The following is a 14,962-nucleotide window of genomic DNA, read 5'->3' on the forward strand; positions in this document are numbered from 1 at the left end:
CCTAGCCTCAAAATCGCCGGCAGAATTCTCTCCACCTTCCAAAAGATCTGCCCCTGAAAATTTTATGCCGCCGCTCACTCCGCCTGCGAACCTACCTTGCTCTCTGCGCAATCCCAGGCGATTATCTTCCGCACCCATAGAATCTACTGGAGTGCTAGCAAATTTCGTGCCCGCGAATTTTACGCTCGCGCCGCCCTCGAGATTTTCTTTGCGCGAAGCGTCTTTTGCAAGGCTCAAAGCGTCGCGATCAGCTGCGCTGCGGGCAGAATTTGCAAAGTTAAAATGCCCGTCCAAGCCACGCAACTGCTCGAGATTTAGCGTCTCGCCGCGCAGCTTAGCACTAGCTAGGCGCATCGCCGCATCCAGCGCAGGCTTCGCGCGAAATAGCGCAAAAAGGCTTTGCGCATCGTCCCACCCTAGCCTAGCGGGTGCGCCGCGCACCGCCGCAAGCTCCTGCGCAAAAACTTCGTCCAAAAAGTTAGGTCTTACGAATGCCGCGCCGCCGAAGCACGCCGCATCGTAAGCCTTGCCGCAGACGGCAAAACTCAAGCGCAAAAAATCATCCTCCGCGCTAAATACCGCTTCGCAGCCGCCCTGCACCGCTCGCAGCGAGCTTAGACGAAACAAAAGTCTGCGCGCAGCAAAGCCCACGCCCTTGCTGCATAAAAAATCCAGCAGCTCGCGCCCGAAAACCTGCGAGCTAGCGCCTATGCTGACGCTCGGGCGGGCATAAACGGATACTTTGCCGGTGCGAGTGAAATACCCGCGCCCATCGCAGTGCTCGCAGCGAAAATCACCCGCACCGCCGCACTTTTCGCAGCGCAATCTACCCGCACCGCCACAAGCAGGGCAAATGCGCGAGCCGCTACCGCCGCAGCTAGCGCAGGGTATGAAGCGATAGCCCATAGAATTTGACGCAGAGCCTGCGGCACCGCTCTTAGAAGCATCGTGCACGTAAGCGTCCGTAGAGCTTAATGCCGCGCGGCTATATCCGCCGGTGCCCTTGCAAGTGGGGCAGATCAAGCGCCCGCGCCCGCCGCAGTTAGCGCACGGCGCCTTGCCCGCACCTTCGCAGCCTTTGCAGAGTCTCCTGCCCGATCCGCTGCAATGCTCGCAACGCAGCTGAACGCTAAAGGGCTTAAAATCGTGAAATTTTATGATTTGATCCGCATTCGTAGCGGCTTTTTGGGGGTCTGCACGCAGGCGTAGCATAAAGGCCTCGCTTAGCTCCGCATCAGTGCTTGCCGCGCGTAGGCACTCGCGCGCATGAGCTTCGAACTGCGCGATATCTGCGAAATGTAGCTGAGCGCGCTCACCGCCACTTATCTGCGAAACGCTAAACTTGCCGACAAAGTCATAACGCACGCCAAGCCTCGCGCTAAATCCATAAAACTCGCGATCAAGCTCGCGCAGATCGGCGCCGCCACTACGCGCTAGGGCTTTGAGCCTAGCGATAAACGCCTCTGCAAGCTCCTCTTTATCCAGCTTGTCCATGATCGCTCCTTTCTTGCAGGCACGCCACAAAGCCGCGCCGCATAAATTTTAAAATTCCTTTATTAAGATCCCGCAAATTTTAGCATTTCATATAATTATACCGCGAAAGGGAATTTTAAAATTCCAAAATCTCACGCAGGATGGAATTTAGCGCCATTGCGCGCCGTAAAATCTCGCTGCAAATCAAAGCTCTAAAATATAGCTCGACGCAGAATCTCGCACTGCGGCGCGGCGACGTACATAAATGCCGCAACAAATACGGCGCGAACGGATCGCAAAACGGAGTCGCGAGGCATGTGGCGCCAGAATGGTAGCAGCGGGCACGCAAGACTTTAATTCCGCAGCAGCGCATAATTTGGCTCGCGAAGATGCACGACACAGCGTAACGCGAAGCAAATTTCATGCCTACATAGAATTTTAAATTTCACGGCGAGCTCGTACGTACGCACAGCATGAAATTTAAAAATTTTACGACAGCTATGGCGCGGCGCGCAGCGGCCTAAAATTCTGCGATAAGCAACGCGCAAATTTCAATCCCGCGCGACAATCAGGCAACGGGCGCGTGTAGTGCAATTTAATTTACGAGCGCGTAGCCGACATATCATTGCGCAAATTTAGTCGTAGCGAGCAGCACGGCGCAAAATTTCATTGCCGCGACGCATCGGCTCGTAAAATTTAGCTCTACGATGTCGCGCGGTTATAACACTCCTGCATTTGCAAGCAGAACGGATCAAGCATCCGTGCCCACTGCAGGCGCTACACGGCAGTGCGTAAAATTTAATCCGGGCGCCGCAAACCTCCGCCAACATGACTGATCGCGTGAGCGTAAAATTTAGCTCGCCTGCCGCATAATTTAACTCGCAGCGGCGTATGTCGCGGCGCAAGCGCGAATTTCAGATTGTGCGGCGATCTGCTGCACGACCGACGGATTAATTTCACGGTGCGCTCGACATGAAATTTAGAATCTCGTAGCGATACATGACACTGTGCGCGGCCACGTGAAATTTTAAATTTCACGACGAGCTCGCGGCATGAAATTTTAAATCTCGCCGCGAGTGAGCTCGCAAGCTCGCGGGCGGCTCGGTTTAAGATCTTGCGCTCAGTTTTTGCGCGGAATTTTGCGAGCGGAATTTCAAATGCCAAACCTGCACGGGTTTCGCGCCGAATTTCTGCGTAGATCTTGCGCGAAATTTAATGAAATTTCGCAGGCCGAGCTCGGCGCACCGAAACCCGAATAACCCGAATAACCCGAATAACCCGAATAACCCGAATAACCCGAATAACCAAAACTCGACTGGCTAAAGCCTAGCGCGATGAAGCTCAAGCGTAGTAAAACCATGACGCGATAAGAACCGGGGCGCGATAAACTCGTCGCAGCTTGAAGGCAATATTTATTGCTACCGAAGCTTGAGGGGAAAATTTATCGCCGCCGAAGCCCGCAGCTAAATTTTACCGCCCAAGCGCGGAATTTTCGGCTTTGGTTTTGAGTGCCGAAAATAAAATTTCACGCCAGACCGCTTATAACGCCATCGTTAGTAATCTTCATATTTAGCGCGTTAGGAACCTTTGGTAGCCCCGGCATCAGCATTATCTTGCCGCAGACGGCGACGATGAAGCCCGCTCCCGTGCGGATCTGAAGGTCCTTGACGCTGAGTTTAAAACCGCGTGCGCGCCCAAGCGCCTTGGCATCGTCGCTGAAGCTATACTGCGTCTTGGCGATGCAGACGTTTAGCCGCTCAAGCCCCAAGGCCTTGATATGCTGTAGCGCCTTTTGCGCTTCCGGCTCAAAAACCACCTCGCTCGCGCCGTAAATTTTAGTAGCGATCTTTTCGATCTTGCTCGCCGTATCGTCGCTAAGCTCGTAGGCGAATTTCAGCTCCTTAGCGCGCTCGCACTCATCTACTACGAGGCGGGCTAGCTCAAGCGCGCCCTCGCCTCCTTTGGCGAAATTTTCGCAAATCGCCATCTGCACGCCGCGCTGCTTGCAGTAATCGCGCACGAAGGCAATCTCCTCGTCGCTATCAAAGCTGAAGCGATTAAGCGCCACGACCGGATTTAGCCCGAAGTTTTGTAAAATTTCGATATGCCCGCCTAAATTTACGATGCCTCTTTGAAGCGCGGCAAGATCAGGGCTCGCGATACTTTCTTTATCCGCGCCGCCGTTGTATTTAAGCGAGCGGATCGTGCTAACTAGCACCGCAGCGTCCGGAGCGATGCCGGCGCGGCGACACTTGATGTCGATAAATTTTTCAGCCCCGAGCTCGCTTCCAAAGCCCGCCTCCGTTACGGCGTAATCTGCTAGCGAGAGCGCGAGCTTGCTCGCCATTATGGAGTTGCAGCCGTGCGCGATATTTGCAAAGGGTCCTCCGTGCACGAGCGCGGGCGTGTGCTCAAGGCTCTGGATGAGATTTGGCTTCATAGCGTCTTTTAGCAGGATCGCCACGGCATCCGCGCAGCCCAGATCGCGCACATATATCGGCTCTCCCTGCGTATCGTAGGCGACCATGATGTTTGCGATGTTTTCCTTAAGCTCGGCAAGATCGTTCGAGAGGCACAGAACCGCCATTATCTCGCTAGCTGCGGTGATATTAAAGCCGTCCTCGCGCTGCACTCCGTCGGTGCGCCCGCCCTGCCCAACGGTGATGTGGCGCAGCGCGCGGTCGTTCATATCCATGCAGCGCTTCCATAAAATTTTATCGATCTTTAGCGGGTTTTCTTGATACAGCGAGTTGTCGATGACCGCCGAAATGAGATTGTTTGCGGAGGTGATCGCGTGAAAATCGCCGTTAAAGTGTAAATTTAGATCGTCCATCGGCACCAGCTGCGAGTACCCGCCGCCAGCAGCTCCTCCTTTGATACCAAAAACCGGCCCCAGCGACGGCTCGCGCAGCGCAAGGCAGACGCTTTTGCCTAGACGCTTTAGCGCGTCGGCCAGACCGATGGAGGTCGTAGTCTTGCCCTCGCCAAACGGCGTCGGATTGGTCGCCGTGACCAAAATAAGCTTCGAAGCGCGCGAGCGCGGCTTGATATTTAGCTTGGCTTTGTAGTGGCCGTACAGCTCGATCTCATCCTCACTAAGCCCCAAATTTTTCGCAACGTTTGAAATTTTATCCGGCTTCGCCGCATTTGCTATTTCGATATCGCTCAACATTTTCTCTCCTTAAATTTAAAATTTTATCGCGCAGCTTTTACGCACCGCCTCTTTAAATCCGCGCATTAGCCGCCGCTACGCGCACCTTATCCAAAAGCCGCGCAAATCAAAGCTCGCGGCGCGAAAGTTGCCCCGGCTAAATTTCGATCTCGATGCCCACGGGGCAGTGATCGCTGCCCATCACGTCGCTTAGGATGAAAGCGTCCTTTAGCCGCGAGCGCAAATTAGCCGAGATGAAAAAATAATCGATCCGCCAGCCTACGTTTTTGGCGCGCGCGTTAAAGCGGTAGCTCCACCACGAGTAGGCGTCCCGCAGCTCGCCGTGCACGGCACGGAAGGTATCGACGAAGCCCGCCGCCTCCACCTCATCGAGCCACGCCCGCTCGATCGGCAAAAAGCCCGAGGTTTTGGAGTTTGCTTTTGGATTTGCAAGATCGATCTCGCGGTGCGCGGTATTCACGTCGCCGCAAAATATCACCCCGAGCCCCTGCTCCGCGAGACTGCGCGCGTAGGCTAGAAATTTTGCGTAAAATTCCATCTTGTAGGCTAGCCGCGCCTCGTCCTTTTGGCCGTTGGGAAAGTAGATATTAAAAAGCACGACATCGCCGAAGCGGTGCTGCAGCACGCGCCCTTCGTCGTCTGGGAAAAACAGCGCCTTGCTCGTCTCGCTTTTAAATTTAGCCAGGCTTGCCACGCCCGAATATCCCGCGCGAGCGGCGGAATTTAGATCGATCTGAGAAAATCCGAGCTCGTAAAGCCCTTTCGGAGCGTCCTTTTCGCTCACCTTGATCTCTTGCAAGCCCAAAAAATCGGGGTTTTGCTCCGCAAGCCACGCAAAGCCGTCTTTGCCGAGCACTGCGCGCAGCCCGTTTACGTTCCAACTAATCAGTTTCAAATTTAGCCTTTGGCGCAAAAATTTTGGTATGATTATACGAAATTTTGACTAAATTTAAAGGAAAATTATGCGCAATCAGCCCAAATACCGATTTTTTGCCAACTGGGGCTACGCGATGGCGGGTCTTGCCGAGATGCTTCGCAGCGAGCGTAGCTTTAGACTCGAGCTTTGCGTGTTCGTCCCGCTTCTGCTGTCGCTATTTTTTTGGAATTTCGGCGCGGTGCTAAATCTATTTTTGATCTTCGGCGCAGTCTTTACTATCGTGCTCGAGTGCATAAACTCCGCCGTCGAGCGCGCGGTCGATCTTGCCACGAGCGAAATCCACCCGCTAGCCAAGGGCGCCAAAGACACCGCAAGCACCGCCGTGATGATTAGCCTATTTCTCAACGCCGCGCTGTGGGGATATGCGCTTATCGGTAAATTCTTTTAATCGCGTAATTGCAAATTTCGCGATAAAAGATTTAAATCGCTGCAACGCAGAGTTTTTTTGGCGAGTGCGGAATTTGCAAGCCGCTTGAGTCGTTGATCGTCCACGCCTGCAACCCAAACACGACCCTGCGTGATATTGAAATTTTAAAATCCGAAATTTGCTTTAAATTTAAACTCTCCTGTGCGCGAAAATTTTAATATTCGCTCGGCTCTTAAAATTTTAAAATAGCTTTTAAAATTTCTATAGATAAATCATTCAAGCAAATTTTGCGCCGTAAAATTTTAGCTAAAAAATTATAATGACTTTCAAGATGCTTTAATACAATTTTCACTAAAATCACGCCGTCTTAATTAAAATAATTTTCAAAAAAAGGAAAATTTTGTCTAAATCCTTTCGCAAAATCTCGCGCAAATTTCATTTGTGGCTATCTTTGATATTTTGCATACCCCTTATAATCATTTCTATAAGCGGCTCGGTTTTAGTTTACGCGGAGCAGATCAATGAAGTTTTGCTAAAAGATAAGGTGTTTAGGACGCAAGAAAGCATAGCGAAATTCCCCGTTAGAATGAAATTTAGTACCCTGCAATCCGAGATAAATTCCAAATTTAAAGAGTACGCGATCATGGGCTGGAGCATCGCGCAAGATGCTTCAAAGACCGATAAAATCAGACTTTCCTCGCAGAAGCTACAAAAGCAAGCCCTAATTTACCTGGACGCCTTTAGCGGCGAGATAAAAGGCGCGCCTATACCGCGAGATGAGGGCTTTATCGGCGCGATAAACAAACTGCACGCGGAGCTGTTTTTAGGTCGCGGCGGTAGAATTTTTACGGGTATCGTGGGGCTTAGCGCGCTACTTATCGGCATTAGCGGCTTTTTTATCTACAAAAAATTTTGGCAAAACTTATTCTCGCTGAGGCTAGATCGGGCCATATATTTTATGCGCGGCACTCACCGCCTAATCGGAGTCGCGAGCATTCCCGTAATGTTTGCTATAGCTATAAGCGGAGCATGGTGGGAGCTAAGGGCGGTAACTTACAAGCCGCTCGCAAATCCATGCGGCGCGGTCTTGCAGAATTTTAAGACCGAGCAAAATTCCACCGTCGCGGCATCAAACGGAGCGGTAAGCATGAAAGCGGCGCAAAATCTTGCGACGCTAGATGAGGCATTAGCGCGGATAGCGGTTAAATTTAAAGAATTTCGCTCCACCTATATCGCCTTTCCGCTCTGTCCGGGCGGCGCTTTTACCGTATACGGCTTCGAGGCGGGGCAAAACCCGCTTCAAAGCCCTTACGCGAGCCGTATCACGATATCGGATGCAGGCGAAATTTTAAAAGCGGACTTTATAAATGATGCGGATTTTTCGGACAAACTTCAAGACGGCTTTCGTCGCGCCCATGCGGGCTCATACGGCGCAATAACGAAGCTTATATGGTTTTTAGCGGGGCTTGCGCCCCTATTTTTAAGCATTTGCGGATTTTACATAACCCTAAAAAATAGAAATTCTAAAAGGAGAAAGTTATGAAGAAAGTATCTCTTTCGCTCGTAGTCGTATTAAATATGCTAACTTCACTTTATGCGGAAAATAACGCCACTGCGAGCACCCCGGAGGACTTAGGCACCATAGAAGTGCAAGATACCCAAAAGCTCCGTCGCGACGACAGAGATTATGAGGCTAGAAAGCTCGTTAAAAGTACCACCAGGCTCGATCTTACGGTAAGAGAAACGCCCCAATCTCTTACCGTGGTGACCGAAGCCAAACTAAAAGATATGGGGATAACCGATTATCAGGTGCTGATGCGAAATATCGCGGGCATTACGAGCGGGCGTATGGATGAGAGGCTCTATCCTACGGCGCGCGGATTTAGCATAGATTATTATCTGCTTGATTCGATGCCTAGCTTCGGAGGTTTTAGCCTCGGGGCGAACGATTTAAATTTACTGCCATATGAGCGCGTTGAGGTAGTAAAGGGTGCGAACGGATTATTGGCGGGCGCGGGAAATCCCGCCGCGAGTTTAAATTTTATCCGTAAGCACGCAGATTCCACCATCCCAAAAGGTTATATAAGTCTAAACGGCGGCTCATACGACAAATACGGGCTTAAAACCGATGTGCAAAGCCCGCTCAATCAAAGCGGTTCGGTGCGCGGACGCCTAGCGTTTATGCATGAACGATCGCACTCTTATATGGACTATTACAATCGTCGCAATACTGCCGTTTATGGCGTATTAGATATCGATGTAACGGACGATTCAAGGCTGAGCTTTGACTCATTTTATCAGACTCTACGCCGACATGGCACGCGCTGGGGCGGAATGCCCGCGTTTAACTCGGATGGTACGCGCACGCACTTCGGCAAAAACAAAATTTTCTCTCAGCCTTGGACGCGATACGACATCTCTACGCTTGATTTTTATGCCGATTTTAAACAATATTTCTCAAACGAGGCGAGTTTAAGCTTGAGTTATTCGTTTCGTCGCGCTCATACCGATTCAAATTTGCTCTATTATGGCGGCAGGGTAGGCCCTGGCGGCATCGGAAACGTCGCCGATCTTAGCGTTTATGCTAACAAGCGCGAAGAGAATATCCACAATATCGATGCCTATGTGAATATCCCTTATGAATTTTTCGAACAAGATCATGAATTTGTATTTGGTGTGATGTATAATCTTTACAAAAAAGGATCTGATAACGTAAGTAGCTACTGGAATAGTCGAAACACTCCGGCAGGCCTTGCTTATGCCGCGCGCACTAGAATAAATTTTAACGACCTTCATATTGAAGATCCACGCTTACCGTATGTAGATCAAAATAATGCCGATCGAACTATTCAAAAAGCAATTTATGCCGCGAATAAACTCTCAATCACCGAGGATTTAAAGCTCTTATTAGGAACGCGGATGAGTTACTATAAATATAAAATTACAGGTGGAGCAGATAATAGAAATTTTACCCGCGAAATTACTCCATATGCAGGGATCACCTATGATTTAGACGATCATCATACCCTTTATGCAAGTTATACGAGTATTTTTAAACCTCAAACCTACAAGGACAAAAACAATAAATATCTTGATCCCATCCAAGGCAAGGACTACGAAGCGGGCATCAAAGGCGAGTATTTTGACGGCGATCTGCAAGCAAGCCTGGGCGTTTTTAAGATCATCCAAGATAAGCTCGGCATCCGCACCGACGAGTATATCACGGGCACAAATTCCTACGCTTACAGGCAGGGTCGCGGAGTAACCAGCAGGGGCTTTGAAGCGGATGTAAACGGTAAAATTACCGATGCACTAAGCCTAAGCATGGGGCTAGCGCACTACAAAGCCAAAGATGCTGACGGCAATATCTACGCCAGCGACTCCTCCCGCACCAGCGCAAATCTTTTTGCAAAATATGAGATCGGCACATTTAGAATCGGCGCAGGCGCGATGTATCGCTCAAAGATTTATTTCGACTCGCCATACGGCAGGATCGAGCAGAAAGCTTACACGATTGCAAACGTAATGCTAGGCTACAAAGCGAGTAAAAACCTAGATGTGCAGCTAAACGTCGATAACATAACCGATAAGCGCTATTTTGAGGGTATCGGTTCTAATCGAATGATCTACGGCGATCCGCGCACCTTCAATCTAAGCCTTACGTATAACTTTTGACCCAAATAGTCGCGGCGGAATTTGTCTAGTGCTTAGCTCTAATAGAATTCCATCGCGACGCCATAGATAAATGGCAAATTAAGCCTAAATTTCGTAAAATCACCGCTAAGACGCGAGGTCGCGTAATACGTTATAAAGGCAAACGATGCAAAGTTCAACCTCATAAATCCCGCTAAATTTAAACCAAATCAACCAACAAATTTAAATTTAACGGAGAAAAACTATGAAAAGACGAGACTTTCTAAAACTAGGTGCGCTAGCTGCGGCTTCAGCGCAGGCAAAACAATTTGACGCGGCGGCGCAGGCGATATTTGACGAGCAGATGGGGCTTTGCGCGAATAAATTCGGCGCGTTTTACGTCCAAACCATCGGCGGTAGGGTCGTTGGTACCGAGCCATTTGAGGGCGACGCGATGCCAACGGTGCTAAACAACGCCCTAAGCGATCACATCCAAAACGAAACGCGCGTGAAATACCCCTACGTGCGCAAAAGCTTCCTAGCCGATCCCTCAAATCCAAAGCCGCAGCTTCGCGGCAAAGAGCCCTTCGTGCGCGTTAGCTGGGACGAAGCGGTAAAGCTAAGCGCTAAAATTTTAAAAGAAAACTTCGATAAATACGGCTCTGAGGCCATATACGGGCAGCTTTATCAGTGGGGTAGCCTAGGCAAGGTCGGCCACTCGCAGCGCACCGCAAAGCGCATGCTAAACGCGCTAGGAGGCTACGTGAGCGAGCTTGGCGGCTACTCATACGGCGCGGCGACGGCGTTTTTGCCTCACGTGACGGGCTCTATCGATCCGACGCATAATCCTACGCGTTGGGAGGGCGTGGTAAAGGAAGCCAAAACGATCGTATTTTGGGGTACGAATCCCGTCGTCTCAAACAAGATCGCTATCGGAGTGCCGATGCACAACTCCTACGCCTACTACGAGATTATGAAGGATAAATTTAAAAAAGGCGAGATGAAAATTTACAGCGTCGACGTCTACCGCAACGAAACGGCGGAGTATTTCGGCGCGCACTATCTCGCCGTGCGCCCTTGCACCGATACGGCGATGCTGATCGGGCTTTGCGATTATCTTTACGAAAACGGACTTTACGACAAGGAATTTATTGAGCGCTACACGGTCGGGTTTGATAAATTTAAGGAGTATTTCACCGGCGCGAAAGACGGCGCGAAAAAGGATCTAAAATGGGCGAGTAAAATTTGCGGCGTAAGCGAAAAAGAGCTAAAAAATTTAGCCGATACGCTGGCTAAAAAAGACACGCTCATCGTCACGGGCTACTCTATCCAGCGCCAGCACCACGGCGAGATGGCGTACTGGGCGCTGATCACGCTAGCTGCGATGCTAGGCGACATCGGCAAGACGGGGCGCGGCTACGTGATGAACGATCAGATGCATAAAAACGCAGATATTAGCTTCGTCGCGCCAAAGCTTCAGGCTTTTAACCCGGCGGTAAACGAAAAATACATCGCCCCGCAAGGTAAGCTAACCAAAGCCAAATACCACGAGATACCAAACAGCAGGCTCATAGACGCGATCATGGAGCCGGGCAAAGAAATCGAGCGCAACGGCAAAAAATACGTCATGCCACACATCCGCGTGATGTTTAATGCCAACGGCTCGACCTTCACCCGCCATCCCGATACCAACCGCGCGATCGCGGCGATGAAAAAGATAGAAGCGATCATCACCACGGAGCCCTTTTGGACGAGTACGGCAAGACTCAGCGACATCGTACTGCCGGCAGCACTAGAATGCGAGCGCACGGACATAGAGTTTGCAAACTCCACTAGCGAATATCTTTTTGCGATTAAGCCGCTAGTAAAGCCCGCAGGCGAGAGCAAGAGCGACTTTGAGATCGCGCGGCTCATCTGCGCGCAATGGGGCGAGGAGTACGAGCAGGCCTTTAGCGAGGGTAAAACGGAGCTTGAGTGGGTGAAGGAAATCTACGCCGATGCAGTTCAAAAGGCTGAAGGCATGGGCATAGCGATGCCGAAATTTGATGAATTTTGGCAAAAGGGCTACGTTAAATTTGATAAAATCGACGAGAAAAAGAGATACTTCACAAACTACGCGGACTTCCGCGCCGATCTCGAGAAAAACGCGCTAAAAACCCCGTCGGGTAAGATCGAGCTCTACTCCGAAGCGATCGAAAAGCTAGGCTATGCCGACTGCCCGCCGCACGCGACGTGGATGGAGCCGTTTGAGTGGCTGGGCGGCGACGTGAGCAAGTATCCTATCGCCATCAGCGGCGCGCATTCTAAATTTAGGCTCCACTCTCAGCTAAACAGCTCGCTCATCCGCAACTACGCAGAGATCGCGGGCCGCGAACCTGCGCTAATTAGCCCCGCTACGGCAAAGGCGCGCGGCATCAAAACGGGCGACGTAGTGAGGATATACAACGACCGAGGCGAGATCCTCTGCGGCGCGCTGGTAAGCGAGCGAGCGCAAGATAACGTCGTGATCGTAAGCGAGGGCGCGTGGTACGATCCGGCCGTCTGGGGCGAGCGCAGCCTATGCAAGCACGGCAACATAAACGTGCTAACCAAGGACGTACCGAGCTCGCAGCTATCGCAAAGCAACACCGCGCACACGAGCATGGTGCAGATCGAGAAATTTAAAGGCGAACTGCCGAGTATAACGGCCTTTGATAGACCCGCGACGATAGAGGCTTAGGCTTTTACGGTTTAAATTTGAGCAGTTAAATTTAGCCGCTCGGATTGTTCTGACTACTTTGGAGCTATCGGCTAGCTCATAACAAATGATAGACTTAAATTTAAACCGGGGGCGTTCAATTTGGACTATTTCACTTTGAAATTTAACTGCCTAAATTTCGCTAAATTTCACTTTGACAGCGGGATTCGTCATAAAAATTTAACTTCATCGGCAAAATTTTGATTAAATTTACCGTTACGCCTTTATAAATTTAAAATTTATCTACTATTTTTGCGCTATAAGACTTGTAATGCAAATAATGCAAAGGGGGAAATGATGCAAATCTCAGTAAGACTAGATGAAAATATAGGAAGCAAACTCGAAAAGCTGGCACAGGACGCCAAACGCACGAAGAGCTTTTACGTACAGGAGGCTATCAAGAAATTTTTGGAGGATATGAGCGACTATATGGACGCCGTGGAAGAGTTAAAAACTATAGAAAATGACCCCGAGCCGCAGTTTTTTACGATAGATGAAGCCGCACGCGAGCTTAGCGTAAAAATATGAGAGCCAAATTTAGCGAAAATGCGCTGAAACAGCTTAAAAAGTTAGATAAAAGCGTGAGCGTAAAGATACTCAAAAAGCTAAAAGAGATAGAAACTCTTGAAAATCCGAGGAACGAGGGCAGGGCTTTAATGAATAATTTAACGGGATTTTGGCGTTACAGAGTCGGCGGATACCGCATAATCTGCAAGATCAAAGATAACAAGCTAATAATCCCGGTAGTCGGCGTCAAAAATAGAAGCGAAGTCTATGATAGCAGCTTTAGCAAAGAATAAGCAGCGGAAAAAATATCGATTTACTCGCAGGCGGCTTTGAGATATTGCTGATCTGTATTTACGCGCGCGAACGTAAAAATAAGCGTGGAGGCTCGGATGTAAGTCTATCTATCGGGCATATGTTTGCTGTTTAACGGTATAAATTTGGCTCGCAAAGTGCTGCAGTCGCTGTTTAAATGACTTGCGCAATCAATGCTCAAGCGGTGCGAATTTCTTTGTGCTTACACAGAAATAAGCGCGCAGTCCTTCCGTGCCGCAACCGGCGCGCGAGGCTTATTTGCTAAATTTCGCGCGCCGCTGTTCGCCGTTTTATCGCCAAATAGGCTTAACGTGCTTTCTAGCTCTTGCGCCAAAGCTCTACCAGCCATTTATCGCAAATAAAATCGCTAAGTTTTTCTGAGCCAAGAGCTCGTCCGAGAGGCGGTCATATTCGTCCCCGAGCCCCATTTCTTGCGCCATAGACGGCGGCTCATCGTCCCAAGAGTCCATCGCACCGAATACATCGGCGATCCCCGCTGCGGCAAACGCCCTCAAGCTCGGCTGCGGCAGCGCTGCAAACGAAACGGCGTAATACTCGCCCACAGCGACTTCGCCCCGCAGCGTCTTAAGCGCATTATCAAACGTCTGCGCGAAGTTTTCGCAGCCTATCTTGCTCGCAAAATCCCTGATCTGCACTAAAACATTCTCGAATTCTGCGCTGTTATCGCGCGCGCTTAGCGCATCCCGCGGCATCCCGCGCCAAAGGCGCTCGACGTATTTCACATACCAAGCCTTTTTGTCGCGATCGTATTTCCAATCAGGCGTAAAAACGCCGTTAAAGTCCTCAAAGCGGCAAACGATGCCGTTTACGTTCATCCCCGAAAAGCCCAAAAGCGCTCTATTTTTTGCGAAAGTTAAAATACTAAGCCCCGCGTCCTTCAGACCGAGCTTTAGGCATTGCTCTATCCAACGCTGCCGTGCGGAGATCGGCTCGTCCTCGCACTCTTTTTGCGCGACTTGCTCGGTAAAAAATTTGCGCGCTTTTTGCAAAAGTGGCAAGTCCGTGCTTTCGTCGGCGCCTTTTTTTCTCGCCGCTTTTTCATTTGCCGCTTCTTTGCTGTTCGTGCGCTTTTGTTTCACTGCCTCGCCACTTTCTCTGGCTTCGTCCGTCGCACTGCTCTGCACTGCGCCGTACGCATCTTTTCGCTCCGCAGCTTTACTTGCGTCGTTTACGCCACCATGCGCTGCGCGGCTTGCGCCCTCTGCGGTGCGGAAATGCTCCTTTGCAAACTCAAAATTTAAAAATTTTATATATTTTTGATCTTGCAGCGGCGGCTTAGGATTGCCGCGCAGAGCTGATTTTAGCGCGACGCACAGCGCACACGAGAGATATATTTCGCCGTTCATAGATATCCTTTAAATTTAGATCGCTCCCGTTCATGCGGCGGATTATTTATGCTCCGCGCCAAAAGCTAGCGCGGCAAAATTTTAAAATTTTGCGCCTTAGCGACAAATTTAATCACGATAAAATTTGCGCGTGAAGCAAAAACAAATCTGCGCAAAAGATAGAATTCTCAACCGCCGCGAACATAAATTTAAAAGCCGTTGCCGTATCGAAAAAAGTGCCGCTATAAATTTAGAGCAGCTCGCGCACGGGCACCGGATAAAATTCCGAAGCCGAAATCTACAAATGCCACAAAAAAGGCGATGTGCGTTAAATTTACGCGCACTTTAAAAATGACAAACCGCTTTAAAGAAATTTCAACAGCGCTCGCGCTATGAAATTTTAAAAGCAAGTTACCACACCGAGCTACCGATAAATTTAAGCAAGGCGATCGCACTACTGGATCAAAGATCGCGCCGA

9 protein-coding genes and 1 pseudogene are annotated in these 14,962 nt (G+C 50.1%); 6 read left to right on the forward strand and 4 right to left on the reverse strand.

The window, feature by feature from the left end; all coding sequences use genetic code 11:
- The 3 genes and pseudogenes from Q0340_RS04860 to Q0340_RS04870 all read right to left on the reverse strand — a co-directional run.
- Positions 1-1,494, reverse strand: a pseudogene (locus tag Q0340_RS04860) (hypothetical protein); the annotation flags it as partial.
- 1,504 nt (positions 1,495-2,998) lie between these two features.
- Positions 2,999-4,645 carry a formate--tetrahydrofolate ligase gene (locus Q0340_RS04865; RefSeq protein ID WP_298082398.1) on the reverse strand — a complete coding sequence of 549 codons (1,647 nt, stop codon included), beginning with the start codon at positions 4,643-4,645 and terminating at the stop codon, positions 2,999-3,001.
- 136 nt (positions 4,646-4,781) lie between these two features.
- A complete protein-coding gene (locus tag Q0340_RS04870; RefSeq protein WP_295152225.1) occupies positions 4,782-5,540 on the reverse strand; it encodes an exodeoxyribonuclease III in 759 nt (252 codons plus the stop codon).
- Between the two features lie 67 nt (positions 5,541-5,607).
- Here Q0340_RS04870 and Q0340_RS04875 point away from each other — a divergent pair, with 67 nt between their 5' ends.
- From Q0340_RS04875 to Q0340_RS04900, 6 genes are all read left to right on the forward strand, one after another.
- Positions 5,608-5,970, forward strand: a complete 363-nt coding sequence (locus tag Q0340_RS04875; protein WP_298082399.1) for a diacylglycerol kinase — start codon at positions 5,608-5,610, stop codon at positions 5,968-5,970.
- A 379-nt stretch (positions 5,971-6,349) separates the two neighbouring features.
- Positions 6,350-7,492, forward strand: coding sequence for a PepSY-associated TM helix domain-containing protein (locus Q0340_RS04880; protein ID WP_298082400.1), 1,143 nt, complete (start codon positions 6,350-6,352; stop codon positions 7,490-7,492).
- Positions 7,489-9,624 (forward strand): TonB-dependent siderophore receptor, encoded by a 2,136-nt coding sequence (locus Q0340_RS04885; protein WP_298082401.1) that lies wholly within the window; start codon positions 7,489-7,491, stop codon positions 9,622-9,624. Before Q0340_RS04880 ends, Q0340_RS04885 begins: the two co-directional genes overlap by 4 nt.
- Positions 9,625-9,847: 223 nt before the next feature.
- Positions 9,848-12,301 (forward strand): molybdopterin-dependent oxidoreductase, encoded by a 2,454-nt coding sequence (locus Q0340_RS04890; protein ID WP_298082402.1) that lies wholly within the window; start codon positions 9,848-9,850, stop codon positions 12,299-12,301.
- Between the two features lie 315 nt (positions 12,302-12,616).
- Entirely contained in the window at positions 12,617-12,847 is a 231-nt protein-coding gene (locus Q0340_RS04895; RefSeq protein WP_298082403.1) for a TraY domain-containing protein, read from the forward strand.
- Positions 12,844-13,119: a type II toxin-antitoxin system RelE/ParE family toxin gene (locus Q0340_RS04900; RefSeq protein ID WP_298082404.1), complete on the forward strand. Its 276-nt coding sequence runs from the start codon at positions 12,844-12,846 to the stop codon at positions 13,117-13,119. Before Q0340_RS04895 ends, Q0340_RS04900 begins: the two co-directional genes overlap by 4 nt.
- A 357-nt stretch (positions 13,120-13,476) precedes the next feature.
- Here the strand turns inward: Q0340_RS04900 and Q0340_RS04905 are convergent, their stop codons facing one another.
- The gene (locus Q0340_RS04905) at positions 13,477-14,505 is read right to left on the reverse strand and encodes a hypothetical protein (protein WP_298082405.1); all 1,029 of its coding nucleotides are present in this window, start codon (positions 14,503-14,505) and stop codon (positions 13,477-13,479) included.
- Positions 14,506-14,962 lie beyond the last annotated feature (457 nt).

Origin of the sequence: uncultured Campylobacter sp. (genome assembly GCF_938045595.1) — a bacterium.
GTDB lineage: Bacteria > Campylobacterota > Campylobacteria > Campylobacterales > Campylobacteraceae > Campylobacter_B.